The organism is Sphingomonas sp. PAMC26645, from assembly GCF_004795835.1.
Taxonomy (GTDB): Bacteria; Pseudomonadota; Alphaproteobacteria; order Sphingomonadales; family Sphingomonadaceae; genus Sphingomonas.
In genome coordinates, this window is the sequence record NZ_CP039249.1 from 1,312,678 (window position 1) to 1,336,827 (window position 24,150).

The window sequence follows — 24,150 nt, forward strand, 5'->3', positions numbered from 1 at the left end:
CACCTCCCCCTGGCGGGGGAGGATTTGAATGACTGACGCCCCAATCCGAATTCTCGTCGACGCCGATGCGTGTCCGGTAAAGGACGAGATCTACAAGGTCGCGTGGCGTCACGAAGTCCCCGTGACGATCGTCGCCAACAGCCATTTCCGCATCCCCGTCCACCCGCTGATCTCGCGCATCGTGGTCAGCGACGGGTTCGACGCGGCAGACGACTGGATCGCCGAACAGGCCGATGCGAAGTCGGTCGTGATCACTGCCGACATCCTGCTCGCCGATCGCTGCGTGAAAGCCGGCGCGACCGTACTCGCCAACACCGGCAAGCCGTTCACCACCAGCTCGATCGGCGGCGCGATCGCCACCCGTGCGATCATGGCCGACCTGCGGGCGGGCGGCGATATCATCGGCGGCCCCGCACCGTTCTCGAAAGCCGACCGGTCGAGCTTCCTCTCCGCGCTCGATGCCGCGCTGGTCCGGCTGAAGCGCCGCTAGCCGGAGCGTAGACAGAGCGGCTGGCCCGTCGCTACACTCCCGCCACCGATCATGCGGCAGGGGGAGAGTGCGATGCAGTTGAAGATGTTGGCGGCGGCGGCGGCGGTTGTGGTTTCGGCCGGGACGCCTGTGCTCGCCCAGGTGGCACCCGCCGGGATATCCGACCGGTACACGGCGTGCCAGGCGCGGGCCCGCGGCAACACAGTGCAGGGCGGTATCTGCGCGCAGACCGAAATGGCGTCGCAGGACGCGCGGCTGAACAAGGCCTATCAGCAGGTCATGCGGCAACTCGCGAGCCGACCGGCGCAACGTATCGCGCTGCGCGACGAACAGCGATCCTGGCTCAAGGCGCGCGACTATGAGTGCAAGATCGATGGAGAAACGATCGACACCGCTTGCCTCGTTTCAAAAACCGCAACCCGCGCCAATGAACTGGAACGCAAGATCCGCTTCTAACGGCATTCCGCGGGGGCATGACGGGGAGCGGGCGTGGGTGGATCGAGCCCGGTCCGCTATCCTATCAGCCGTCGTTGCCAACAAGCGGCCCAACCAAGAGGCTGCCCCCCGAGCGGTAACATTAGGTCCGAATGAAGATGATGGGCGACCAGACAAACCTGTGGGCTTCCGGCAAACTGGCTAACCGTTCGCGCCAGCAGCGACGACCGGTAAGCGCGTAAGATGCTCAAACGCAAAGTATGCCAGCGGTAAGCTGAACTGATTGACCCGTTTTGGGGCCATTGTAAGATACCGAGTTTGCTAGAAAAAGTTTCGCCGCGTACAAGTGTCTTGGAAGCGGGGGAGCAATGACAGCAGCTGGCATGGGGCGCATCCCCTTCGACGGCTCGCGCCTTCCTCGCTCAGGCCGGATCGAAGCGCTTGATATGCTGCGCGGGTTCGCCGCGTTGCTCGTTCTGTTTCAGCACCTTGCCGAGACCATCATAGCGACGCACGCGCTTCCCCTTCCGATCGAACAGGCCGGCGTGCTGCTGTTCGACGGCATCTTTCACTTCGGGCGGTTTGGCGTCGCGCTGTTCTTTCTGATCAGCGGGTTCGTCATCCCGTTCAGTTTTCGCACCGATCGTCCGGTCCGCGGATTCGCGATCAGCCGCGCATTTCGTCTGTATCCCGCCTATTGGCTGTCGCTGGGGGTCGCGCTGCTGGTGCTGCATATGACAGGCGCGCCTGCCCCTGCGCCGGTGACGATCGTGGCCAATGTGGCCATGGTCCAGCATTATGTCGGTCAGCCCGATATCGTCGTCGCCTATTGGACGCTTGCAACGGAGCTGGCGTTCTACGTGCTGGCGGCCTGCCTCGTTGCCTGGGGAGTGCTGCGTGCGCCGTTCGTCTTGGCCGGAGGAATCGTCGCGCTGTTCGGTGCAGCGCTGTTGCTCGCACTGGCATCGCATCTGGTCGACAAGCGGCTGCCCGCCGACCTGCCGCTGAATTTGGGGCTGATGTTGCTGGGAACGATGCTGCGACTGGCGATGCTGGAGCGCAATGCGATCGCGGTGCGTCTGGCGGGGATTCTCTGCGGCCTATTCCTCGCGATCGTGCCGGTCGTCCAGTTCATGACGGTCCCGCCGGTCGGTGCCCCAGGTTTCAATCTGGCACCGACTTTAGGGTATATTGGCGCACTGCTGCTGTTCGTGGGGGTCGTCGGCGCTGGCTCGGATAGCACCCGCGCGGTTGGCGGCCGTTCGGTTTACCGGCGTGTGGCAAAGTGGTTCGGGACCATCTCGTATTCCGTCTATCTGTTCCACGGACCGGTGATCCTGGCGTGCGGGACGATCCTGATCGCGGGCGATCCGGGGTCGGCATTACGCTACGTCGCGGTCGTGCTGAGCGCGACGATACTCATCGCGGCAGTCGTCTATCATGCCGTCGAAGAGCCGATGGTGCGACTAGGCCACCGCATGATCCGGCGACCTGTACCAGCGCAAGCGCCGGGTCTGGCAGAGCCGATCCTCGCGACCCCCACGGTCGGCCCGATCTTCGTCGAGACGGAGTTCCGCTAGCAGGTCTCGAAAAGCCGCTGCACGACGATCCACAGAAACCGGTTGTTTGAACCAAGAGATCAACGCGTGGACCGCGCATACGACCTAAAGCGAGGTTGCGCGATACACCGGGCGGCAGTCGACCAGCGCACGCTCGCCGACACCGCAGCAACAGGGCTTCTGGCTGACCTCGAATTGAAGTTTGGTGCACCCGACTGGATTCGAACCAGTGGCCTCTGCCTTCGGAGGGCAGCGCTCTATCCAGCTGAGCTACGGGTGCCGGACGGTCCGCCTAGCAAAGCAAACCGGGGTGCGCCAGACGTTTTCGCGATCAGGCCTCGCCGGTTGCCGGATCGGGGTCCGCCTGGGGAGCCGAGCCTGCAAGCGATCTACCCTTAGGCGGCGGGGTCTTGGGTTTGTACGCGCACAGATCGCTGACGATGCACCGCCAGCATTCGGGCGTCCGCGCCTTGCAGACGTAGCGGCCGTGCAGGATCAGCCAGTGATGCGCGTGCAGGCGGAACGGTTGCGGGGTGGCCTTGTCGAGCTTCAGTTCGACCGCGAGCGGGGTCTTGCCGCGGGCGAGGCCGGTGCGGTTGCCGACGCGGAAGATATGCGTGTCGACGGCGAACGTCTCCGCACCGAACGCAACGTTGAGGACCACATTCGCGGTCTTGCGACCCACGCCGGGCAGGCGTTCGAGTGCGGCGCGGTCGTTGGGGACCTCGCCGCCATAGTCGTCGATCAGCATCTGCGATAGCGCGATGACGTTCTTCGCCTTGGTATTGAACAGCCCGATCGTCTTGATGTGCCGCTTCAGCTCGTCGAGCCCGAGCGCGACCATCTTCTCGGGCGTGTCGACCTCGCGGAACAGCGCGCGCGTCGCCTTGTTGACGCCGACGTCCGTCGCCTGCGCCGACAACGCGACCGCGACGACCAGCGTGTACGGATTGACGAATTTCAGCTCGGTCTCGGGGTGCGGATCGGCTTCCGCCAGACGCGCGTAGAACTCGATGACGTCGGCCTTCTTCACGCCCTTACAGCCCGAGCACGTCGCCCATCCGGTAGCGTCCGGCGGGCTGCCCAGCGAGCCAGATCGCCGCACGCACCGCACCGCGCGCGAAGATCGAGCGATCGTCGCCGCGGTGGTTGAGTTCGATCCGCTCGCCTTCGCCCGCGAAGATCACGCTATGGTCGCCGATCACCGATCCGCCGCGCAGTGACGCAAAGCCGATCGTGCCCTCGGTGCGCGCGCCGACGAGGCCCGCGCGGCTGTCGACGCGGAGTTCGGCGAGCGTCGTGCCGCGGCCCTTCGCAGCCGCGTCGCCGAGCAGCAGCGCGGTGCCCGACGGCGCGTCAACCTTGTGCTTGTGGTGCATCTCGACGATCTCGACGTCCCAGTCGGACCCGAGACGCGTGGCCGCCTCGCGGACGAGGATGCCGAGCAGCGTAACACCGAGCGAGGTGTTGCCGGTCTGCAGGATCGCGATATCCTTGGCCGCGTCGTCGATCATCGACTGGTGCTGCGGCGACAGGCCGGTCGTACCGATGACGATAGCGGTACCAGCGGCGCGCGCGGCGGCGAGATGCGCCTCGACCGCGGAGGGCGTCGAAAAATCGACCAGCACGTCGGCGGTTCGGGCGAGCGGGTTCGGGTCCTCGCGCGCATCGACGCCGCCGGCGAGCGATGCGCCGGCCGCCTCGATCGCCTCGACGATCGCGCGGCCCATGCGTCCTGCGCTACCATAGATGCCGATCGAGGTCGTCGTGATGGCGGATGAGGCGGGTTGGGGCGCGAGCGTTTGCATGCGCGGCGCTTTGCACCAACCCGGCCTTCGGAAACAGGGGCGAACGGCAGGCCGAGGCATTTCTTCGTGGAATTGGCGCAGGCGGTTGGCGGCTCAAGCCTTTTCGACGAGCGTCCGGACGAGGTCGAGATCGGCGGGCTTGTCGACGTCGACCGCGGCCAGGCCGAACGGGCTGGCGATGGCGGTTGCGTCGAGGCCGGCGAGGCGACCGAGATGCGCGATCGCCGCGACCAGCGTCAGACGACCCGACAGATACCGGAGCAGCGTGCCGATCCCGAGCCGCCGAACGATCCGCCATGGTCGCTTGCGGTCCGCCTCGACCTGCGCCCAGAGATCGAGTGCGGCGACCGAGCGCGGCGTTGCGAAGTAGAACAGGTTGCACCCCGACCACGCCCCGTCGGCAAAGCGCAGATAGGTGCGGCGCGTGCCCGGCGCAGCGGCCTCGATGACGTCCTGGCGTGCGAGCAGGGCACCGACATCGGCCTGTGCGGGGACGTCGGCGAGGAAGCGCGTCACCCATTCGGGCTGTAACAGCGCATGATCGGCGGTCGTGACCAGCAGGGGCGCGCCGAGCGCTTCGATGCCGTCGCGGACGCTGCGGCTGGGACCGGATGCCGCGTCGAGCACGATGAGGCCGAGCGCATATGCCGCGGCACGGACCGCGTCGTCGGAGACCGATACGGCGATCGTACGCGCGCCGGCTTCTCGCAAAGCCTGCGCGACGCGGGCCAGCAACGTCGCGCCGTCGAGCACGATCAACGCCTTGTGCGACACGCCCGCATAGGCCGCGACCGGATCGACGCCGCCGCGTGAGCCGGCGAGGATCAGCGCGTTGAAGCCTCGCACGTCCGCGCTCATACCGTCTTCGGCCCGGTTTGCGCACGCGCCCGCCAGACCCGCCAGAACACGCCCGGCGCGGCGAGGATCGGATGCTTTTCGCGCCACGGCGTCAGCGGCACCGCGACGCCGGTATGCCGCTCGACCTTCCACACACCGTAGCGCGCGGCCCCTTCGAAGGTGAACGCCGCCCGCACCAATCGTGCGACGTTGAGCGGCTTGCCCGCACGTCGGCGACGGCCCCACGCGCGCAGCAACGCGTTTCGTCGCGCTGGCGACAGGTCGGGTTTCAACATGCCGGCTTCGTCGCGATAGGCAATCCCGTCGGCGGTCCAGGCAAGCGGCAGGAGTTCGGCGTAGCGACCCGGATCGAAGCCGAGGATCTGGCCCTCGCGACCCTTGCGCTCGACGCGGAGTTCGGCGGCATAGGTCTGGCGGAACAGCGCCCGCCAATAATCGTCGGCGGTACCCGACTCTGGTCCGAGCGCGGCGGCAAAGCGTGCGGCGGACTTCGCCGCATCGCCGATCGCCACTGCGACCTTCGTAGCGGTGGCGGGATCGCGGACCCAGACAAGCGCGGAGGGTTGGACGAAACGCGTCCAGATCGTCGTGTCGAGCGTCTGCGCGGCGGCCGCCTTCGCGAAGGTAGCCATTCGCATCGTCGCGATCTTCGCGCGCAACGTCTCGCCGTGGAGGTCGAACTCGCGGTAGCTGACGGTCGGCCACAGGCCCCGCTCGGGCGGGCCGGCGGTCAGCACGTAGAAGTCGAGCACGCCCTCGGTCTCGCCGGTGCGCAGGTTGGAACCGTAGAACAGAACCGCCGCGGTTTCGGGCGCATCCCCTGCGAGTATCGCCGCGACGTCACGGACGGCGGCGATGGTCGGGACGTGCAACTGGCGGCGGACGACGTCGCCGAGAGTGATCACGGAACGACGAAACGCAGCGCGCGTGCCTCGCGGATGGTCAGGTCGCCGCCCGGATAGACTTCGCCGTCGAGGATGAAGCCCGAGTCCATCGACAGGTCGAAGCTCGGCGAATCGATCCGGTGATACCCCGCACGATCAAGCCACGCGGCCGGCGAACCGGCGACGATCAGCGGCGTCGCGGCGGCCAGCCAGCGCGGCGGCGCATCGACCAGCAAGGTCTTCAGTCCCGCGCGCGGCACGCCGAAAGGTCGTATCCCAATCGGCATCCGCTTCAGCGTCGACGCGAGAAGGATGTAGCGGGCGCGATCGCTGTCCGTATTCCGACCCGCGGCATGAACGCCTTCGTCGCCGCGCGACTCGAAACGGATCCGCATCCGGTTGCCGGCGCGCCACGAACTGTTCGCGCCCCCGAACAGCGTCTGGAGGATCGCCCAGCACAGCGCGAGACCGACCGCGACGCCGTTGAAGGCGCCCGCGCGATGCGTGCGCTGAGCCAGCGCGGTGGCATCGACGAACGCACCCGCACCCAGCAGGAAGCCGTGCAACCGCGCACCGGTATCCTTGCGGACGACCTCGATCGGGCTGCGAATCTTGACGTTGCCGGCGCGCGCCGCGGTCAGCGCCTGGTCGAGCGTCCAGTCGTCAGGAATGCCGAGATCGAGCGCGAGCGCGTTGGTCTTGCCCGACGGCACGATCGCCACGCGCGGCGCGGCACCGGTCCAGACTCGCGCAGCCGCGGTCATCACGTCGCGGATCGTGCCGTCGCCGCCGTCGATCACCAGCAGTTCGATGCCGTGACGCGCAAAATCGGTCAGCACTTCGGCGAGTTCGGCCTGCGTGCGCGGCGTCACGGCCAGCACCGTCCCGGACAGGAACGGCTTGGTCGCCTCGACGCTGCTGCGGTTGCGGTGGCTTTTCGGGTTGCAGATGATGCCGGTACGGATCTTCGCCGCCGCGTCGCGCGGACTCACGCCGTACCGCTCGGATGCCGACGGATCGAACACGCCTTCGGGCAGCCACGCCGGCGGCGCCGGTGGCGAAAGAGGGTGCCCGCCAAAGGCATGGAAGTTCGAAACAGCATCGGCCACGATATAAGATACCCGTCGCGGTACATAACCGCTACAAATTTGTGTCAGGAAGATTTCCGTTCCGCTTCGACCAGCGGATTTGGGATCACCGGCGATACCGCATTTTCATACGCACGACGGTCCCGGATGGGGCCAAGGCCGTGCGTGCTGCTTCGAAAGACGGCAACCCGATCGAGGTCGGCGCATCGTTGGAAAAGCCGAATCCCTCTTTCGGCGCGAACAGCGTCCGGTTGAAATCATGGTCGCTATTCTCGTCGTGATATTGCGCGACCGCATAGTGACCGGGCTTCAGCCAGAAGCACGCCCTCGGGCTGCTTGCCGCCACGCGCGCCCGCGCCAGCTTGCCGCCCTTCGCCAAAAACCGTTTCTTGTCATCGGGATAGACGGTGAACGCGACCTCGCCGACGGCGTTGTGCATCGCCGTTGCCTCGACGATCAGCTTGGCGTTGCCGCCGCCGGGCGTGCCCTCGCACGCCTCGGCAGCCTGCGCCGAGACGGGCATCAGCAGCGCCGCCGCGCCCAGGCTAAGGGAAACCACAGTCTTCATGACAGGACTTAAGCGCGGAAAAGATGGCCGGAGCGCGGCGCCCAGATGACATTTGCGACGCGAACGGGGCGTTCGTCGTTCGCGCGCTACGCTCCGTCGATCGCCTGCGGCGCGGAGGGCGTACGCGTCATCCGCGCGGCGGCGAATCCGAGCAGGATCGCCACCGCGACCGAACCGACCGCGACCGCGGCTGCGACTCCGGTCGAATCATAGGTCGGCATCAGCGCGAACGCGGTGACGAACAGCAACAGCACCCCGACCGCGCGAATCGCGAACACCGTGCCGGCGCGGTGCAGCGCGGTCATCACCGTGTCGAGGCTGACGGTGGCGAGGTCGAAGCACCCGGCGGCGGCGAGCCACAACAGCACCGGGTACGCGCCGACGAACGACTTGCCGCCGACGACCTTCAGGATCGGCTCGCCGACCAGCGCGACGATGGCGAGGATGACGAGTGCAGCAGCCGTGCTGGCCAGCATCGTCCGGATCAGGATGCGGCGCAGGCGCGACGGCTCGGCAGTGCGCACTGCGCGGACGATCTCGGGGAAGGCGGCGCGCGACAGCATCTGCGACAGTTTCGCCAGCGCCTGCGCCAGTTGAGTCGCCAGCCGGAACGCACCCGCCGCGGCCGGGCCGATCGACGCGCCGACCAGCAGTAGCGGGATCTGCTTGCTCGACAGGCCCAATGTCGCACTCGCGTTGGTGCTGAGCGAAAAGCGGACGATGCCGGGATTTTCATCACGTACCTGCTGCCAGCTGCCCCGGCCGCTCGCGAGCAGGCGCAGGTCACCGCTTTTCGCGACCATGATCCAATAGGTCGCGGCGGTGACGATCTCGGCGACCGCCCAGGCGAGCATGAAGCCGCGGATCGTCGGTTCGAAGATCATCGCCGCGCCCGCGCCGACGAAGCGCATGATCGGCGTCATGCTGTCCGCCACCGCCGACAACGAGAATTTGTCGCGGAGCCGCAGGATGCCGAGCGGGGTCGATCGGATCGTGATCAGCTGCACCACCGCGAACATCAGCGTGTCGCGCATCAGGTCGGGCGGAATGCCGAACCCGTCGCTCCACGCGAACAGGATCGCCACGGTCAGCGCGGCGCCGACCAGTGCGCTGCACATGTCGAGGATCGCCGACAACCGGAGCAGCCGCGCGAGCCGGGGCGTGTCGCCGTGCTGGATCGGCTCGACGCCGTATTGGACGATAATCTGCCACGTCTGGAAGCCGACGAAGGTCGCCAGCGCCTGCGCGGCTCCCGAGATCAGCGCGAACCGGCCGAAATCGACCACCCCCAGCGTGCGTGTCGCGAACCCGAGATAGAACAGCGACAGGATCGCCAGCACGCTGCGACTGGCGAGCAGCCAGCCGAGGTTGCGCGCCGCCGCCCGGAAAATCCCGGTCGAGCCGGTGGTAACCGGAATGGGCGCGGGGTCCTGAACCATCTGCGACCGGCCCCTAGAGCGCGATGGCGAGGGCGGCAAGATGCCCGGCGGTACTAGGGTGGCCCGGAGGTGACAAAGCGGCGGTCGGCTCCTAGACCGCGCGATCGGGCGGCGGTGCTGCCGTCATGCGAGGGATCGTTCGTCATCTGCGGAATTGCCGGCCTTTACGCACGAGGTGGCGGTGTCGTCTCGCCCCGCCTCGTTACCGCGCAGTGCGACACGATCCTGCACCGCGGACCCGACGACCAGGGCGTGATGACCGATGGCGATTTCGGCTTCGGGATGCGCCGGCTCAGCATCATCGACATCGAGGGCGGCCACCAGCCGTTCCATTCGCCCGACCACCGCTATGCGCTCGTCTTCAACGGCGAGATCTACAATTTCCGCGAATTGCGCCGCGAGTTGCAGGCGCTGGGCCGCGTGTTCGAGAGCGCGGGCGATACCGAGGTCATCCTCGCCGGCTATGAACGCTGGGGCGACGACGTCTGGGCAAGGCTCGACGGGATGTTCGCGGTCGCGGTGTGGGATACGCACGCCCGTCGCCTGACGCTGGCGCGCGATCCGATCGGGATCAAGCCGCTCTATTATACCGACCAGGGCGCCGGGTTAGCGTTCGGCTCCGAACTGAAGACGCTGACGCTGCTGCCGGGCATGGCGTTCGATGTCGATCGGCGTGCACTCCACGATTATTTCAGCTTCGGCCATATTCGCACCCCGCGCTCGATCTATGCGCAGGTCCGCACGCTGCCGCCGGGCCACGTGATGACCGTCGAGGCGAGCGGTCCGCCGACGATGCGCGCCTATTGGACGCCGGCCTATCATCCCTCTGAACCCCGGTCCGAGGCGCAGTGGATCGAGCGTTTCCGCGACGAGTGGCTCGACACGATCGGCAAGCAGATGGTGGCGGATGTCGATGTCGGCGCATTCCTGTCGGGCGGCGTGGATTCGTCCGCGGTGGTCGCGGCGATGGCGCAGGTCTCGGATCGGCCGGTGCGCACCTTCACGATCGGCTTCCCCGACCCGCGCTTCGACGAATCGCCGCATGCCGAGGCGATCGCGCGGCATCTCGGCTGCCACCACGTCACGCGCACGCTGGAACTGGCGGATGCGCAGGCGATGCTCCCCGAGGTCCAGCATTGTTACGATGAGCCGTTCGCCGACCCGTCCGCGGTGCCGACCTGGTATGTCAGCCAGATCGCCGCGCAGGAGGTCAAGGTCGCGCTGTCGGGCGATGGCGGCGACGAACTGTTCTTCGGGTATAAGCGTCATGCGACCGAGCGGCGGATCGGCGCGCTGCCGGCGCCGCTGCGTCGACTGGCGCGGGCGCTCGACGCGGTGCCGACCTTGCCCTCGCGTCACGCCAATGCAGTGCTGCAACGCTGGCGGAAGACCACCGGCAGCGCCGCACTCCCGAACGGCATCGCGCGGTTTTTCGCCAAGACGCAGATCACGAACGAAGCGTTCCGTCGCGAAATCTTCTCGGCTGAGTTCATCGCCGAGGAGGAGGGCGGGATCGCCGCACTGGTCGCGGAATACTTCCCCGATCCCGATGCGATCTCGACCGACACGCTCGAACAGTTCGGGTTGGCGGACCTCGCGCTCAACCTCCCCGGCGCGATGCTCACCAAGGTCGACCGCGCGAGCATGGCGCATTCTTTAGAGGTGCGCGTGCCGATGCTGGGGCAGGGCATGGTCGACCTCGCGCTGTCGATGCCCGCCGACATGAAGCTGCACGGCAAAATCGGCAAATACGTCATCCGCCAGGCCATCGCGCCGTGGTTGCCGGAAGGGATCCTCGATCGCCGCAAACAGGGCTTCCAGATGCCGCTTGCCGCGTGGTTCGCCGGCGATTTCGGTGCGTATGCGGAGCAACTCTGGCGCGACAGCGGCGTCCGCGAGCAGGGCATCTGGCGTGCCGCCGCGGTCGACAAGGTGTTCGCCGATCATCGCGCGGGCAAGCGCGACCACAGCCGCTTCCTGTACGCGCTGGCGATCTACTGCCTCTGGTGGATCGGCCGGCCCAAAGCCTTGCGCATCTCCTGATCCTCCCCCGCAAGGGGGAGGTGGCTGGCCCTTGCCAGTCGGAGGGGGAGGCACACGATCACCGATGTTGTGTGTCCTCCCCCTCCGTCACCTGCGGTGCCACCTCCCCCTTGCGGGGGAGGATTGTAGGGAGAGCTTTACGCCAGCCAACTCGTCAGCGTCTCACCCTTGGCCTTGCGCACCATCGCCTGCACCAGCCTTACCAGATGCACCACCAACGAGATCGCAGTCCACGCGGCGACCCCGACGATCCCCCAGTCCGGCCGCGTCACCAGCAGCCCCGCGAACAGGATCACCATGTTCGGATTGCGCCGCGCGGTGATCAGCCGGAACCAGCTGTCGAACCGCTCCCACACATGGATATGCATCCCGAACCGAACGATGAACGCCCCCTCGATCAGCCGCTGCGCGACATAGCCGAACAGCATCGTCCCGATCACCGCCCAGAACACGCCGTCCTCAAGCGGTCGCCCATATGGCGCGCACCCCGCCGCCCAGGCCCACCACCAGAACGGCGGATGCACCAGGTCGACTCCGTGGTCCCACGCATTCCCAAGCTTCGACGAGGTGATCGTGCACCGGGCGAGCTTCCCGTCGACGGTATCGAGCACCATGAACACGAGCCCAGTAGCGAGGCCCGTCCAGAACCAGCCATACCAGAACGCCACGGTTGCAACGATGCACAGCACCGATCCGAGCGCGGTCACCTGGTTCGGCGTGATCCCGGCGCGCGCGCAGACCCGCGTGATCGCCAGCGCCCATTCCGGCCACAGATACTTGGTCAGCAGGTCGGTGACGCCCTTGTACGCGCCGACATAGCTCGCACGCTCGATGGCCGGCACCGCCGCGGGGGTCAGCAATTCCGCGAACGGCCGCTCGCGTTTGCGCAACGCCTCGTTGAAGATGCCTTCCTCGGCCTCGGCGGCGATCACCGTCAGCCCGGTCACCAGCGGCGCCTCGCCGAGCATCGCCGCGGTCATCCGCGCACGCTCGTCGGCATCCCGGACATGCGCGAGCACGGGCACGCCGGTGCGAGTCACGACGGTGCCCGGCCGCGTCTTTAGATACGCGATCCACATCGGGTCGAACGCATAGGCGAGGTTGGCGAGGATCACCGGGCCGGTGTCCCCGTCGCCGTCGGTGGCCAGACCCTGCGCGACGCCGATCCGCCGGATCCGCTCGGCATTGGTCATGCCCCAGAGCAGCGTGTCGTTCGCCCGGACGGTCCGGAGCGCTGGCGTAGGGGCTGTCGAATCTACCATGCCGCACCCGTTACCCGATCTGGTCGTGAAAGCGAGAGGGGTGGGGGCGAGAGCGTACGGCGAAGGAGAGAGCGCTACCCAAGTCCACCACCCCGGCGGAGGCCGGGGCCCAGTTGGGGGACGTCGCTAATATGGGATTGCGCGCAGTTACTCAGGACGTTCCAACTGGGCCCCGGCCTTCGCCGGGGTGGTGGGGGTTTAGCGGGCGGGCGCAGCTTCCAGCAATCGAACGATCTCCCCCACGGCACGCGCTGCGCCTCCCTCGACCGCCCCAAGCGACCGTGCGGCGAAGTCCGCCTGCACTCGCGCATATTCCGCGTGCCTCAAAGCCGACCGATCCACCGCCGCCACCACATCCGCAACGTCGCCAACCACCTCCCCACAAGCCCACATCGCGTAATTCGGATCGCCCGCCCAAGCAGCCCCCCCCGCATTCAAGAACACGCAAGGCCGCGGCCGCATGAGAAACTCGATCACCTGGCTCGACGTATCGCCCAGATACACGTCCGTGACGCCGGTATAGCTCCCGTCGACCATCGCGAACCCATCGATGTCGCAGTGCACATGCGGCAAGTCGCCTATCTCGCGCATCAGATCCGCCACCTCGGGCGCGCGCTCGACCAGTCGCTGATGCGGCGCGAAGATCAGATTGTAGCGCCCGTCCGCGACCAGCCGCCGCACCACCTCCGCCCCCCATCGCCACCAGGACGAGCGATGCTGCTGCCAATGCGGCGTATACAGGACGACCGGCCGCGTATCCGCGAACGGCGGCGCGGCGTGCGTCCGGTGCGTGAAGTCGGCCTTCACATAGCCCGTCGCGACGAACCGCTCGGGCGCAAACCCCCGGTCGAGATAGGTCCGCCGCTCCAACTCGCTCGGCACCAGAGTCAACGCCGCCGCCCGCCGCCGCGGATCGTCGCGCGCGCTCATCGAACCGACCCCGTGCGAGGTTTTCACGAACTTCGCGCGCATCGGAAACAGCCGCGGCAGCCACAGGCTCGTCTGCTCGGCACACACGACGACGGTCGCGCTGCGCAGATACGGCAGCAATCGCAGCAGCATCGGCATCTTCGACGGCAGCACCGGATTGCGCCCGGTCCCATCGTCCGCAACCACGCGAAACCCCGGCGCGCGCCGAATGCGGACGGTAGGGAAGCGCGCCGTCCACCGCGTCAGCAACGTCTCGTGCACCGACGTGCTGACCCACAACTCGATCGGCACGTCCGACCTCGCGGCCAGTCCCTCGACGATCGGATAGAGATGCGGGATCAGCAGCGTCTCGCCGAGAAACAGGAACGCGACTTTCCCGGTCATGATCCCGAAAAACTCTCCGCAGGCGCGTCATGATCGTGCTGCCACAGCGCGATGTCCTCCGGCCGGTCGATCTCCTGCCAGCGGACATTCCCTGCGATCCGCACCGGGCGGACGCCGACGGTCTCCGCGACGCGGCGGACGACCGCATGATGATAGGCGTGGATACCATCCTCCTCGCCGATTACCGCGCGCAACGCCTCGGCATACGCGCCGCCGCCGGTCGACACGATCAGCCCGAGCGATCGATCGGTCGCCTGGTGCCCGACCAGATGCTTGCCGACCGCGACGACAGCGTCGCCGTCCGCCTCGACCAGCATGTCATCGAGCCCCGGCGTAACCAGCGGCTCGATGACCAGCTTCACGCCGGGCTCCCGATCCGCAAGCGCCGCGCGCAAAATGGCCGCATCGAACAGCGTGTCGCCGTTCATCAGCGCGAACGGCGCTTCCAAATATCCGCGTGCCGCCCAGACGCTGCCAATGCTGTTGGCGATCGCCCAGAACGGATTGAACACGAGCTCAGTGGGTACGGCACCGTCGCGCGCCGCCAGATGCGCCGCGACCTGCTCGATCCGGTAGCCGCCGACGATCACCGCCCCCTCGAACCCGGCCTCCGCCACCGCGTCGAGCTGATGATCCAGGATCGCGCGGCCACCGACCTGCACGAGGCATTTCGGCGTCGTCAGCGTCAACGGCAGCAGTCGCGATCCGTGACCGGCAGCAAGGATGATGGCCTTCATGGGCGCGGACTTACGCACGAAGTGTGGCAGGAAAAAAGCTGCTATGTATCGCGCGATTATGCTGCACTGCAGCGGAACTCGCATGCCCACCCGGCCGTTGCGCTAAGATGCGCATGTTCAGATCGCTCCACATACCCCCCGAATGGGTCTGGCTGGAGAGCGTCGCCGTCGTCTCGGCGGCCGTCCTCGTCGCGCTAGTCGCGCACTGGCTGACGATGCGGATCGGCGGCCACGCCCAGCGTCGCTCGACCGCCAAGACCGACGGCCTCGTCCTCGCCCGCGTCCGCCGCCCGTTGCGCGCGGTGTTCGTCTCGGTCGCGGTCGCGTTCGTCTCGCGAATCCTGCCGATGGACAACGACATCGAGGATCTGTGGAAACAGTTGCTCGGCTTCCTCGTCCCCGGGTTGCTAGGCTGGCTCGCGGTCGCGGCGCTGCGCGCGTTCCAGGACGTCATCGAGATCCGCGCCGACATCTCGGTCGAGGACAATCTCCGCGCCCGCCGCAAGCGTACCCGCGCGGCGATCCTCGGACGCATCGGGACGTTCTTCATCATCTTCGTCAGCGTCTGCCTGATGCTGCTCAGCGTGCCCGGCATCCGCTCGATCGGCGTCACGCTGATGGCGTCGGCAGGTATCGCCGGCCTCGTCGTCGGCGCCGCCGCGCAGCCTGCGCTGAAAAATCTCATCGCCGGCGTGCAGATGGCGTTCACCGAGCCGATCCGGATCGACGACGTGCTGATCGTCGACGGCGAATGGGGGCGGGTCGAGCAGATCAACCTGACGTTCGTGGTCATCAAGATCTGGGACGAGCGCCGCCTCGTGGTGCCGGTGTCGAAGTTCCTCGAACAGAGCTTCCAGAACTGGACGCGCGAGACGAGCCAGCTGATGGGGTCGGTGTTCTGGTATCTCGATCCGTCCGCGGATGTGCCGCGCCTGCGGGAGAAGCTGGGCGAGATCGTCACCTCGAACCCGCGTTGGGACAAGAGGTTCTACAACCTTCAGGTGACCGACGTGAAGACGGACTGCATCGAATTGCGCGGGCTGATGACCGCTAAGGATGCGGCGATCGCGTTCGATCTGCGCTGTGACGTGCGGGAAGCGTTGTTGAAGTATATCCGGGAGGAGATGCCCGAGGCGATCCCGCGCAACCGCCTGCTGATGGCGGCGGATCCGGTAACGCGGACCTAAGAATCCTCCCCCGCCAGGGGGAGGTGGCGCCGAAGGCGACGGAGGGGGAGGCACGCGCCACGTGCGTTCCGTGTCCTCCCCCTCCGTCTGGCAAGTGCCAGCCACCTCCCCCTGGCGGGGGAGGATTCTTAGCTACGCCTCGACGTGCTCCGGCACAGCCTCTAGCGCGGTGATGAACAGCTCGCACCACCACATCACGTCCTCCTTGCGGACGTTGTCGATCAGCTTCTCCCACCGCGCTTTCCGCTCGGCGAGAGGCATCTTCAGCGCCCGGTCGATGGCGTCGGACATTTCCTCGGGGCTGTACGGATTGACCAGCACCGCGTCCTTCAACTGCGTCGCCGCGCCCGCGAAGTGCGACAGCACCAGCACGCCCGGATCCTCGGGATCCTGCGCCGCCACATATTCCTTCGCGACAAGGTTCATCCCGTCGCGCAAAGGCGTCACCAGCCCGACACGTGCCGCACGGTAGATCCCCGCCAGCACATCGCGCGGAAAGCCTTGGTTGACGTAGCGGATCGGCGTCCAGTCGATGTCCGAATATTCGCCGTTGATCCGCCCCGACATCGAATCGAGGTTCGCGCGGATCTCCTGATACGTATCGACCTTCTCGCGGCTCGGCGGCGCGATCTGCAGCATGTAGACCAGCCCGCGCCGATCCGGATGCGACCCGAGGAAGCGCTCGTAGCCCGCGAACCGCTCCGCGAGCCCCTTCGAATAATCGAGCCGGTCGACCCCGACGATCAGGCTGCGCCCGGTTGCGGACATGTACATCCGCTCCTTGGCATGCCGCGCCGCGTCGCTGTTCGCCGACTTTTCGAAGTCGGCGGTCTCGATCCCGATCGGGGTCGTGATCGCCTTGATCGTGCGGTCGCCGACCGTCACCCAGCCATCCTCGCCGACCACGCCGTCGAGCTGGCTCGTGACGTAATGCAGGAAGCTGTCGAGCCAGTCCTGCGTCTGGAACCCGATCACGTCGTACGCGAACATCGATTCGACCAGCGCGCGGTGGCTCGGCAGCGACAGCAGCATCGCCATCGGCGGCCACGGAATGTGGAGGAAGAACCCGATCTTGTTCTCGACGCCGAGCTTGCGCAGTTCCTGGCCGAGTGGGACGTGATGATAGTCGTGGACCCACACCAGATCCTCGGGCTCGATCAACGGCAGCACCGTCTCCGCGAACCGCTTGTTGACGCGCGCGTAGCCGCTGGAGAAGTCGCGCTCGAACTCGGTCAGGTCGATCCGGTAATGGAACAGCGGCCACAGCGTGCGGTTCGCATAGCCGTTGTAATATTCGTCGAAATCCTGCTCTTCGAGGTCGATCGTCGCGGTGGTGACGCCCTTGCCCTGCTGGAAATTGATGTGCCCGGTGAAGGTCTCGGTGGTCGAACCCGACCAGCCGAACCACACGCCGCCCTTTTCGCGCAGGGCGGCGAGCAGCGCGACCGCGAGGCCACCCTGGTTGCCCGAGGGTGCGTCGACCGACTGGACGCGGTTCGAGATGACGACGAGGCGGCTCATCGGACGGCACTCCACGGCTTGCTGAGCAGGACCGCGCAGTTGATCAGCCCCACCAGCGAATAGGTTTGCGGATAATTGCCCCACAGCTCGCCGGTATACGGGTCGATATCCTCCGACAGCAGTCCGGCAGGTGTCCGCCGCGCGACCATCTCGCAGAACAGCGCGCGTGCGTCGGCGGTGCGGCCGGTCGCATGCAGCGCCTCGATCAGCCAGAACGTGCAGACGTTGAACGCGGTGTGCGGCAGGCCGAAATCGTCCTCGGTCGCATAGCGCAGCATGTGGCTACCACGCCGCAGCCCTTCCTCGACAGCCTTCAGCGTCGACTGGAACCGCGGATCGTCGGGTGCGAAAAAGCGCAGGTCGAGCAGCTGGATCAGGCTCGCGTCGAGATCGTCGCCACCGAACGTCGCCGAGATACGCTGCGTATCCTCGCGCCACGCCGATTGCTCGATCGTCGTGCGAATGGTGTTCGCGCGCTCTTCCCAGAACGTCCGACGATCCTCGAGCCCAAGCACCTCGGCGGCGTTCGCGAGCCGATCGCACGCCGCCCAGCACATCGCCGCGGAGTAGGTGTGGACGTGCGCCTTGGTGCGCAGCTCCCACAGGCCAGCATCGGGCTTGTCGTACGTCTCCCACGCGCGGTCGCCGACCAGTTCGAGGCTCTTGAAGTCCTCCTCGCTCGACATCCGGAACAATCGCTTGTCGAAGAACGCCTGCACGTCGGACAGGATGATCTGGCCGTACGCGTCATGCTGGATCTGCTCGTACGCCTGGTTGCCAACGCGCACCGGGCCCATCCCGCGATAGCCGGGCAGGTCGCTCTCGATCCGCTCGATCAGCGTCGCCTCGCCGCCGACGCCGTAGAGCGGTTGGACATGGCCGCCCTTCGACGCATCGACGATGTTGCGCAGATATTCGAGATACCCTTCGAGCACGTCGAGCGCGCCCAGCCGGTTGAGCGCCTGCACGGTATAATAGGCGTCGCGGATCCAGCAGTAGCGATAGTCCCAGTTGCGCTCCGACCCCTCATGCTCGGGGATTGAGGTGGTGAGCGCGGCGACGATCGCGCCGGTCTCCTCGTGCTGGCACAGCTTCAGCGTGATCGCCGCGCGGATGACGACATCCTGCCACTCGACCGGCGTCGCGAGTCCACGCACCCAGTGCCGCCACTCGTCCTTGGTCCGCGACAGCATCGCCTCCGCCGCCTCGTGCAGCACGCCCGCGAAACTCTCGTCGGGGCCGAGGAACAGGTGCATCTGGCGTTCGAGCCGGAACCAGTTCTCGCCGACGATATGCCCGACCGGCGCATCGGTGGTCAGCCGCAGCGTCTGGTCGTCCATCAGGAAACGGATGTGGTTCGAACCCTGCGTGTGCTCGGTCGGCTTCCCCCAGTTCGTCGCGACCCGCATCCTAACGCGAATGCGCGGCGAGCCCGCGACCGGCTTGACGATCCGGACGAAGCTGGTCGGGCGATAGGTCCGCCCCTCGCGCACGAAGCGCGGGCAGAAATCGATCACCTCGACCGCGTTGCCCGCCTCGTCCTCATGACGGGTGACTAGGATCGGCGTGTTGCGGATATAGGCCTGCGTGGTTTTCGCACCGCCCTCCAGTTCGATCGCCCAGAACCCGGTCCTGGGCGCATCGCCGCCGAGCAGCGCGCAGAACGCCGGGTCGCCGTCGACGCGGGGCACGCAGCCCCAGACGAACGTGCCGGTCTTGTCGATCAACGCGGAGACCTGGCAATTGCCGATCGGCCACAGGTTCATGTCGGCTTTTTGGGTAGGTGCGGTCATCGTGTTTCCAACTTGGGTGTTTCCAATATGGCAGCAATCCAGACGCGAAGTGCGGCAACGTCGTTCAGGCGGTAGGTTGCGGCGGTAGGCCGTTGCTCGCCGATCAGCACGCCCGCCCCGCCAAGGTCGCGCGCGGCTTCGAATCCGTCCTCGTCGGTGACGTCGTCGCCAAAGAAATACGGCACGCTGCCCACCATTGCCGGGGCATCGATCAGTTTGCGGAGCGCGGCACCCTTGTCGCCGGGGGTGCGCAGTTCGACCATCATCTTGCCCCGCTGGAGCGTGAGGCCGTGCGTGAGGGCGAGGTCTTCGGCGAGGCGAACGGCAGCGGGTTCGAAGTCCGGCGCCATCCGGTAATGCAACCCGGCGCCAAGGCTCTTGGCTTCGTAGACGAGGCCATTGGCGTCGGCGAAGTCGCGAAACGAGGCGGCGGCGGCTTCGAGCGAGGCGGGGCGCTCAGCGGCGACATGACCGCCATCCGGCGTGCGCGTCTCGGCCCCATGGCTGCCCGCGACCGCGAACAAATGCGCGTGGCGACCGAGCATCGCGTCGAGCTGCGCGATCGCCCGCCCGCTGATGATCGCCACGCGCCCGGGGAAGCGCTCGGCGAGCGTATCGAGTGTATCGAGCAGCATCTGGCTCACCACAACCGCATCCGGCGTTGCGGCTAAGTCGACGAGCGTCCCGTCGAAATCGAAGAACAGGCTCACGGCGTCGGGCACGGCAAGAGGCGGCGCGAGGACATCAGTCGCGGGCTGGCGTTCGGCTAGCATCATCCCTGAACCCCTAGCGCCACCGCTCCGTTCCGCTGCACTGCAAAATTGGAACGGGTGCGGTTCGAATTTCGGGGTGGGGGCTTGGTTAGCGCGACCACCCTTCCTGTTCTCCCGCGAAGGTGGGAGCCCAGGATCCAGCAGCACGGCGCCCGTAACCCTGGCCCCCGCCTCCGCGGGGGAACAAGAAAGTAGAGGCAGAGCGAGAAGGTTGGGGGGGGGCGTGGCATAATCTTTCATCATTCACGTCACCGCACCCACCACCACCCCGGCGGAGGCCGGGGCCCAATAGGAAAGGCAGTTGTAATAGCCCACAGTCATTCATCAGCCCGGTCCGCCCAATTGGGCCCCGGCCTTCGCCGGGGTGGTGGTGTGTGGCGGATGCGGACCCAGATCTTCTCCCGTCATTCCCGCGGAGGCGGGAACCCATATCGGCAGGCCTTACCGCAAGCTCGCTGACGCTCGAGCATCTGGATCCCCGCCTTCGCGAGGATGACGAAAGTTTATGCGGGGGGCACTTCAGTGTCTGGAGATGGCCACGCGGCAATCGCGTATCGACACCGATCCCAAAACAGAGACCCCGCCAATCCACCCCACCTGCGACACCTCGCGACACAAAACCGCTGGACTAGCCCCAGCCGCTTGGTCATGCCTGCCGCCCATGTCCCGCGTCCGCGCCCTCCTCATCGCACCCGTCTCCGCGGCCGTCCTGCTAGCCGGCTGCACCGTCGGCCCGGACTACCACCCCAAGGCCGCGGCAGAGCTGGGCATCCCCGACGCCTATTCGGTCACTCCCGAGGCCAAGCCCGAAGACCTCACCCGCTGGTGGCAGAAGTTCGACGACCCCGTCCTCGGCCAGCTCGTCGAGCAGGCCGCCGCCGCCAATCTCGACATCGCACAGTCGGTAGCCCGGCTCCGCCAGGCCCGCGAAAGCCTGCTCCAGAACCGCGCGTCGCTGCTCCCGACGGTCAACGGCTCGGCCGGCTATCAACGCAACGAGAATGTCCGCGGCGGCGGGCGCTCGTTCACGCTGCCCGACGGCACCGTCATCGATACCGGCGGCGGCGGTGCCAACAGCTTCACGGTCGGCGCCAGCGCCAGCTACCAGGTCGGCGTCTTCGGCGAGATCCGCCGCACCGTCGAGGCAAGCCGCGCCGACTACGCCGCGTCGGGCTACGACTACGCCACCGTGCTGATCTCGGTCGAAAGCGAGGTCGCGCGCAACTACGTCCTCGCCCGCTCGTACCAGCAGCAGCTCGCCAACGCCCGCGCCTCGCTCGCGATCCAGGACGACAATCTCGAGATCGCCGGCTTCCGCGTCCAGGCCGGGCTTGTCTCCAGCGTCGACGCCGAACAGGCGCGGGCCCAGCGCGCACAGACCGCCGCGACGATCCCGAGCCTCGACCAGCAATACGCCGCCGCCGTCGCGCGGATCGGCGTGCTGACCGGCCAGGCCCCCGGCGCGCTCCGCCCACTGATGGCGCCCGCGAAGGCGATCCCGACCGGCCCCGCCGCGGTTGGCGTCGGCATTCCCGCCGACACGCTCCGCCAGCGTCCCGACATTCGCTCCGCCGAACGCGCGCTCGCCGCCGCCACCGCGCGGATCGGCGTGGCCAAGGCGCAACTCTACCCCGCGCTCGCGATCACCGGCAATTTGAACACCAACGCGACCTCGATCGGCAACATCGGCGACGCGATCACCGGCAGCCTGTTCGCCGGCCTGACCCAGGCGATCTTCAACGGCGGCCGTTTGCGCAGCCAGGTCCGCACCAGCGAAGCCGCCGCCGACGGCGCGCTCGCGCTCTACAAGTCCACCGTCCTCACCGCGCTCGAAGATGTCGAGAACGCCGTCGTGGCGCTCCAGACCGCGCAGGAACGCGAGCGGCAATTCGCGATCGCGCTCGACGCATCGAACAATTCCGCGATCCTCAGCCGCAGCCAGTATCGCACCGGCCTCACCGATTTCACCACGCTCAACCAGCAGGAAACCGCGCTCCTGTCCGCGCGCAACGGCGCCACGCAGGCGCGCGCCGACGCCGCCACCGCGTTGATCGCACTCTATGCCGCACTCGGCGGCGGCTGGGACTCCACCGTGATCCCGCAAGCGCCCATATCCAATCCAGAGGCACGCTGATGGCCGACGCATCGATCGACGACTTCCTCGGCGTAAAGCCGCAGGCCCCCTGGAAACGCTATGTGAAGTGGGTCGTGATCGCGGTCGGCGTGGTCCTGCTGTGCCTCCTGCTCGCGAAGTGCTTTGGCGCGAAGGAGCAGACGCAATATTCGACGCAGGCCGCCCAGCGCGGTAACCTGACCGTCAGCGTCTCGGCAACCGGCAAGCTCGCGCCGACCACGCAGGTCACGGTCGGTTCGCAGCTGTCGGGTCTCGTCACCAAGGTCGTCGTCGACGTCAACGACCGCGTCACCGCAGGGCAACCGCTCGCGCTGATCGACCCAGAACAGCTCGACGACCAGATCCGCCAGACCAGCGCACAGCTCGCGGCGAACCAGGCGCAGGTCGCGCAGGCACAGGCCACCGTCGCCGAATCGCGCGCACAGCTGAACCGCCTCGAAGAGGTCTCGCGCCTGTCGGGTGGTCGCGTGCCGTCGAAGACCGAGCTCCAGACCGGCCGCGCCGATTACGCGCGCGCCGTCGCGGCGCAGAAGGTCGCCGAAGCCAACGTCGTCGCCAGCCGCGCGCTGCTCGCGCAGAACCAGACGCAGCGCGCCCGTGCGATCATCCGGTCGCCCGTCACCGGCGTGGTGCTCGCGCGCCAGATCGATCCCGGCCAGACCGTCGCCTCGTCGTTCAACACCCCAACGCTGTTCGTGATCGCCGAAGACCTCACCAAGATGAAGCTCGAGGTCGCGATCGACGAAGCCGACGTCGGCGAGGTCAAGATCGGCCAGAAGGCCAGCTTCACGGTCGATGCGTTCCCCGGCCAGACCTTCCCCGCGACGATCAGCCGCGTCGATCTCGGCTCGAACCTGACCGTCAGCTCGGCCACCTCGTCGACCTCGACCACCGCGACCTCGACCACTGGGCAGGTCGTCTCGTACGCGGCCGACCTGACGGTGGGTAATCAGTCGCTGACGCTGCGCCCCGGCATGACCGCGACCGCGGACATCGTGACGTCGGACAAGCGCAACGTCCTGCTCGTCCCCAACGCCGCGTTGCGCTTCAAGCCGACCGCGGCGTCCGGCGATGCAGGCGGCGGTATCGCCGGCTCGCTGACCTTCCGTCCGCGTCGTGGCGGCGGTGCGGAGCGCACCGCGACGGTCGCTCGCGGCGCGCAGCAGACGATCTACGTCAAGGGCGCAGACGGCACGCCGCAACCCGTGCAGATCACCACCGGCGACACCAACGGCACGATGACCGAAGTCCTGTCGGGCAATCTCCAGCCCGGCGCGCAGGTCATCACCGGGCAGTTGGCGAGCGGCGGCGACGACGCCAAGCGCAGCGGCGGCTCACGTCGCTCGGGCGGCGCGAGCAAGGGTGGGGGCGGTGGCCAGTAACGCGCCGCTCACCGCCGAACCGCTCATCTCCCTGCGCGGCGTCACCAAGACGTACGGGCAGGGCGCGACGATGTTCCAGGCGCTCAAGGGCGTCGACCTCGACATCGCGGCGGGCGATTTCGTCGCGGTGATGGGGCCGTCGGGGTCGGGCAAGTCGACGACGATGAACATCCTCGGCTGCCTCGACGTGCCGAGCGACGGGACATTCCTGTTCCGCGGTCATCACGTCGAGACGCTCGACCGCGATCAGCGCGCGCTGCTCCGCCGGAAATATCTCGGCTTCGTGTTCCAGGGCTTCAACCTGCTCAGCCGCACATCGGCGCTGGAGAATGTCGAGCTACCCTTGCTCTACCGCGGCGATGAAAAGCGCGCGCGCAGGGATGCGGCGATGGCGAGCCTCGACACCGTCGGCCTCGCGGACTGGTGGGATCACACCCCGGCCGAGCTCTCCGGCGGCCAGCAACAGCGCGTCGCGATCGCCCGCGCGCTGGTGACAAGCCCCGACGTACTGCTCGCCGACGAACCGACCGGCAACCTCGACAGCGAACGCTCGGTGGAGATCATGCAACTCCTCACGCGGCTTAACGCAGAGAAGAACATCACGGTCCTGATGGTCACGCACGAACCCGACATGGCCGCCTTCGCCAGGACGGTGGTCCACTTCAAGGACGGCCTGGTAGAACGCATCGAAAGCCAGCACCGCCAAGGTGAGAGGGTGGAGTCGTGAGCGGCGTCCGCGAAGCATTCCCCTCCCGCTTGCGGGAGGGGTCAGGGGAGGGCGCGACGTACGTACTGGCGTCCGGTCTGTTTGGTCAGCCCCTCCCCCGACCCCTCCCGCAAGCGGAAGGGGAGCAGCAAGACTGCGTCCTCGATAC

Annotated in this window: 21 protein-coding genes and 1 tRNA gene; 8 read left to right on the top strand and 14 right to left on the bottom strand. The window is 67.1% G+C overall.

The window, feature by feature from the left end; genetic code table 11:
- Positions 1 to 28 precede the first annotated feature (28 nt).
- From E5673_RS06090 to E5673_RS06100, 3 genes are all read left to right on the top strand, one after another.
- Positions 29 to 490 (top strand): YaiI/YqxD family protein, encoded by a 462-nt coding sequence (locus tag E5673_RS06090; RefSeq protein ID WP_136189323.1) that lies wholly within the window; start codon positions 29 to 31, stop codon positions 488 to 490.
- A gap of 72 nt (positions 491 to 562) precedes the next feature.
- The gene (locus E5673_RS06095; RefSeq protein WP_168711574.1) at positions 563 to 946 is read left to right on the top strand and encodes a lysozyme inhibitor LprI family protein; all 384 of its coding nucleotides are present in this window, start codon (positions 563 to 565) and stop codon (positions 944 to 946) included.
- 362 nt (positions 947 to 1,308) lie between these two features.
- Positions 1,309 to 2,505 carry an acyltransferase gene (locus E5673_RS06100; protein WP_168711575.1) on the top strand — a complete coding sequence of 399 codons (1,197 nt, stop codon included), beginning with the start codon at positions 1,309 to 1,311 and terminating at the stop codon, positions 2,503 to 2,505.
- Positions 2,506 to 2,687: 182 nt separating this feature from the next.
- On the opposite strand, the gene E5673_RS06105 is transcribed toward E5673_RS06100, so the two are convergent.
- The 8 genes from E5673_RS06105 to E5673_RS06140 all read right to left on the bottom strand — a co-directional run bounded on the left by E5673_RS06105 (position 2,688) and on the right by E5673_RS06140 (position 9,129).
- A tRNA-Arg gene (locus E5673_RS06105) sits at positions 2,688 to 2,764 on the bottom strand.
- Positions 2,765 to 2,815: 51 nt separating this feature from the next.
- On the bottom strand, positions 2,816 to 3,517 hold the full coding sequence (gene nth, locus E5673_RS06110; RefSeq protein WP_136189326.1) for an endonuclease III: 702 nt from the start codon (positions 3,515 to 3,517) through the stop codon (positions 2,816 to 2,818).
- A 4-nt stretch (positions 3,518 to 3,521) separates the two neighbouring features.
- Complete coding sequence (gene dapB, locus E5673_RS06115) at positions 3,522 to 4,292, bottom strand: 4-hydroxy-tetrahydrodipicolinate reductase (protein WP_136189327.1); 771 nt, start codon at positions 4,290 to 4,292, stop codon at positions 3,522 to 3,524.
- 93 nt (positions 4,293 to 4,385) lie between these two features.
- Positions 4,386 to 5,150 carry a nucleotidyltransferase family protein gene (locus E5673_RS06120; protein WP_136189328.1) on the bottom strand — a complete coding sequence of 255 codons (765 nt, stop codon included), beginning with the start codon at positions 5,148 to 5,150 and terminating at the stop codon, positions 4,386 to 4,388.
- Complete coding sequence (locus tag E5673_RS06125) at positions 5,147 to 6,055, bottom strand: hypothetical protein (RefSeq protein WP_136189329.1); 909 nt, start codon at positions 6,053 to 6,055, stop codon at positions 5,147 to 5,149. The genes E5673_RS06120 and E5673_RS06125 overlap by 4 nt, the downstream gene beginning before the upstream one ends.
- Complete coding sequence (locus tag E5673_RS06130) at positions 6,052 to 7,143, bottom strand: diacylglycerol kinase family protein (RefSeq protein ID WP_168711576.1); 1,092 nt, start codon at positions 7,141 to 7,143, stop codon at positions 6,052 to 6,054. The genes E5673_RS06125 and E5673_RS06130 overlap by 4 nt, the downstream gene beginning before the upstream one ends.
- An 85-nt stretch (positions 7,144 to 7,228) precedes the next feature.
- Complete coding sequence (locus E5673_RS06135; protein ID WP_136189331.1) at positions 7,229 to 7,690, bottom strand: DUF2141 domain-containing protein; 462 nt, start codon at positions 7,688 to 7,690, stop codon at positions 7,229 to 7,231.
- A gap of 86 nt (positions 7,691 to 7,776) precedes the next feature.
- The gene (locus E5673_RS06140; RefSeq protein WP_136189332.1) at positions 7,777 to 9,129 is read right to left on the bottom strand and encodes a lipopolysaccharide biosynthesis protein; all 1,353 of its coding nucleotides are present in this window, start codon (positions 9,127 to 9,129) and stop codon (positions 7,777 to 7,779) included.
- A 114-nt stretch (positions 9,130 to 9,243) separates the two neighbouring features.
- Here E5673_RS06140 and asnB point away from each other — a divergent pair, with 114 nt between their 5' ends.
- Positions 9,244 to 11,172, top strand: a complete 1,929-nt coding sequence (gene asnB, locus E5673_RS06145) for an asparagine synthase (glutamine-hydrolyzing) (RefSeq protein WP_247599607.1) — start codon at positions 9,244 to 9,246, stop codon at positions 11,170 to 11,172.
- Between the two features lie 137 nt (positions 11,173 to 11,309).
- Here asnB and E5673_RS06150 read toward each other — a convergent pair whose 3' ends face one another.
- From E5673_RS06150 to E5673_RS06160, 3 genes are all read right to left on the bottom strand, one after another.
- On the bottom strand, positions 11,310 to 12,434 hold the full coding sequence (locus tag E5673_RS06150) for a CDP-alcohol phosphatidyltransferase family protein (protein WP_136189333.1): 1,125 nt from the start codon (positions 12,432 to 12,434) through the stop codon (positions 11,310 to 11,312).
- Positions 12,435 to 12,632: 198 nt separating this feature from the next.
- Positions 12,633 to 13,748: a hypothetical protein gene (locus E5673_RS06155; protein WP_136189334.1), complete on the bottom strand. Its 1,116-nt coding sequence runs from the start codon at positions 13,746 to 13,748 to the stop codon at positions 12,633 to 12,635.
- A complete protein-coding gene (locus E5673_RS06160; RefSeq protein WP_136189335.1) occupies positions 13,745 to 14,485 on the bottom strand; it encodes a phosphocholine cytidylyltransferase family protein in 741 nt (246 codons plus the stop codon). The genes E5673_RS06155 and E5673_RS06160 overlap by 4 nt, the downstream gene beginning before the upstream one ends.
- A gap of 113 nt (positions 14,486 to 14,598) precedes the next feature.
- On the opposite strand from E5673_RS06160, the gene E5673_RS06165 reads away from it, so the two are divergent.
- Positions 14,599 to 15,672, top strand: coding sequence for a mechanosensitive ion channel domain-containing protein (locus E5673_RS06165; RefSeq protein ID WP_168711577.1), 1,074 nt, complete (start codon positions 14,599 to 14,601; stop codon positions 15,670 to 15,672).
- 132 nt (positions 15,673 to 15,804) lie between these two features.
- Here the strand turns inward: E5673_RS06165 and E5673_RS06170 are convergent, their stop codons facing one another.
- Genes E5673_RS06170 through otsB form a run of 3 tightly spaced genes read right to left on the bottom strand, consistent with a single transcriptional unit; the run spans position 15,805 to position 19,762 of the window.
- Positions 15,805 to 17,193: a trehalose-6-phosphate synthase gene (locus E5673_RS06170; protein ID WP_056060743.1), complete on the bottom strand. Its 1,389-nt coding sequence runs from the start codon at positions 17,191 to 17,193 to the stop codon at positions 15,805 to 15,807.
- Positions 17,190 to 18,986: a glycoside hydrolase family 15 protein gene (locus E5673_RS06175; protein ID WP_136189337.1), complete on the bottom strand. Its 1,797-nt coding sequence runs from the start codon at positions 18,984 to 18,986 to the stop codon at positions 17,190 to 17,192. Before E5673_RS06175 ends, E5673_RS06170 begins: the two co-directional genes overlap by 4 nt.
- Positions 18,983 to 19,762, bottom strand: coding sequence for a trehalose-phosphatase (otsB, locus tag E5673_RS06180; RefSeq protein ID WP_247599608.1), 780 nt, complete (start codon positions 19,760 to 19,762; stop codon positions 18,983 to 18,985). Before otsB ends, E5673_RS06175 begins: the two co-directional genes overlap by 4 nt.
- Before the next feature lie 658 nt (positions 19,763 to 20,420).
- Between otsB and E5673_RS06185 the strand changes: the two genes are divergently transcribed.
- The 3 genes from E5673_RS06185 (at position 20,421) to E5673_RS06195 (ending at position 24,002) form a co-directional block, all read left to right on the top strand.
- A complete protein-coding gene (locus tag E5673_RS06185) occupies positions 20,421 to 21,893 on the top strand; it encodes an efflux transporter outer membrane subunit (protein ID WP_136189338.1) in 1,473 nt (490 codons plus the stop codon).
- The gene (locus tag E5673_RS06190; RefSeq protein WP_136189339.1) at positions 21,893 to 23,275 is read left to right on the top strand and encodes an efflux RND transporter periplasmic adaptor subunit; all 1,383 of its coding nucleotides are present in this window, start codon (positions 21,893 to 21,895) and stop codon (positions 23,273 to 23,275) included. Before E5673_RS06185 ends, E5673_RS06190 begins: the two co-directional genes overlap by 1 nt.
- Before the next feature lie 70 nt (positions 23,276 to 23,345).
- Positions 23,346 to 24,002 (top strand): ABC transporter ATP-binding protein, encoded by a 657-nt coding sequence (locus E5673_RS06195; protein WP_136191380.1) that lies wholly within the window; start codon positions 23,346 to 23,348, stop codon positions 24,000 to 24,002.
- Positions 24,003 to 24,150: the final 148 nt, after the last annotated feature.

Bases quoted from the DNA above. Each gene is read 5' to 3' on its own strand.
- otsB (WP_247599608.1), bottom strand. From the start codon at position 19,762: ATGATGCTAGCCGAACGCCAGCCCGCGACTGATGTCCTCGCGCCGCCT.
- E5673_RS06175 (WP_136189337.1), bottom strand. From the start codon at position 18,986: ATGACCGCACCTACCCAAAAAGCCGACATGAACCTGTGGCCGATCGGC.
- E5673_RS06170 (WP_056060743.1), bottom strand. From the start codon at position 17,193: ATGAGCCGCCTCGTCGTCATCTCGAACCGCGTCCAGTCGGTCGACGCA.
- E5673_RS06135 (WP_136189331.1), bottom strand. From the start codon at position 7,690: ATGAAGACTGTGGTTTCCCTTAGCCTGGGCGCGGCGGCGCTGCTGATG.
- E5673_RS06120 (WP_136189328.1), bottom strand. From the start codon at position 5,150: ATGAGCGCGGACGTGCGAGGCTTCAACGCGCTGATCCTCGCCGGCTCA.
- E5673_RS06150 (WP_136189333.1), bottom strand. From the start codon at position 12,434: ATGGTAGATTCGACAGCCCCTACGCCAGCGCTCCGGACCGTCCGGGCG.
- E5673_RS06165 (WP_168711577.1), top strand. From the start codon at position 14,599: ATGTTCAGATCGCTCCACATACCCCCCGAATGGGTCTGGCTGGAGAGC.
- E5673_RS06185 (WP_136189338.1), top strand. From the start codon at position 20,421: ATGTCCCGCGTCCGCGCCCTCCTCATCGCACCCGTCTCCGCGGCCGTC.
- E5673_RS06155 (WP_136189334.1), bottom strand. From the start codon at position 13,748: ATGACCGGGAAAGTCGCGTTCCTGTTTCTCGGCGAGACGCTGCTGATC.
- E5673_RS06190 (WP_136189339.1), top strand. From the start codon at position 21,893: ATGGCCGACGCATCGATCGACGACTTCCTCGGCGTAAAGCCGCAGGCC.
- E5673_RS06100 (WP_168711575.1), top strand. From the start codon at position 1,309: ATGGGGCGCATCCCCTTCGACGGCTCGCGCCTTCCTCGCTCAGGCCGG.
- E5673_RS06160 (WP_136189335.1), bottom strand. From the start codon at position 14,485: ATGAAGGCCATCATCCTTGCTGCCGGTCACGGATCGCGACTGCTGCCG.
- E5673_RS06090 (WP_136189323.1), top strand. From the start codon at position 29: ATGACTGACGCCCCAATCCGAATTCTCGTCGACGCCGATGCGTGTCCG.
- E5673_RS06195 (WP_136191380.1), top strand. From the start codon at position 23,346: ATGTTCCAGGCGCTCAAGGGCGTCGACCTCGACATCGCGGCGGGCGAT.
- E5673_RS06095 (WP_168711574.1), top strand. From the start codon at position 563: ATGCAGTTGAAGATGTTGGCGGCGGCGGCGGCGGTTGTGGTTTCGGCC.
- dapB (WP_136189327.1), bottom strand. From the start codon at position 4,292: ATGCAAACGCTCGCGCCCCAACCCGCCTCATCCGCCATCACGACGACC.
- E5673_RS06140 (WP_136189332.1), bottom strand. From the start codon at position 9,129: ATGGTTCAGGACCCCGCGCCCATTCCGGTTACCACCGGCTCGACCGGG.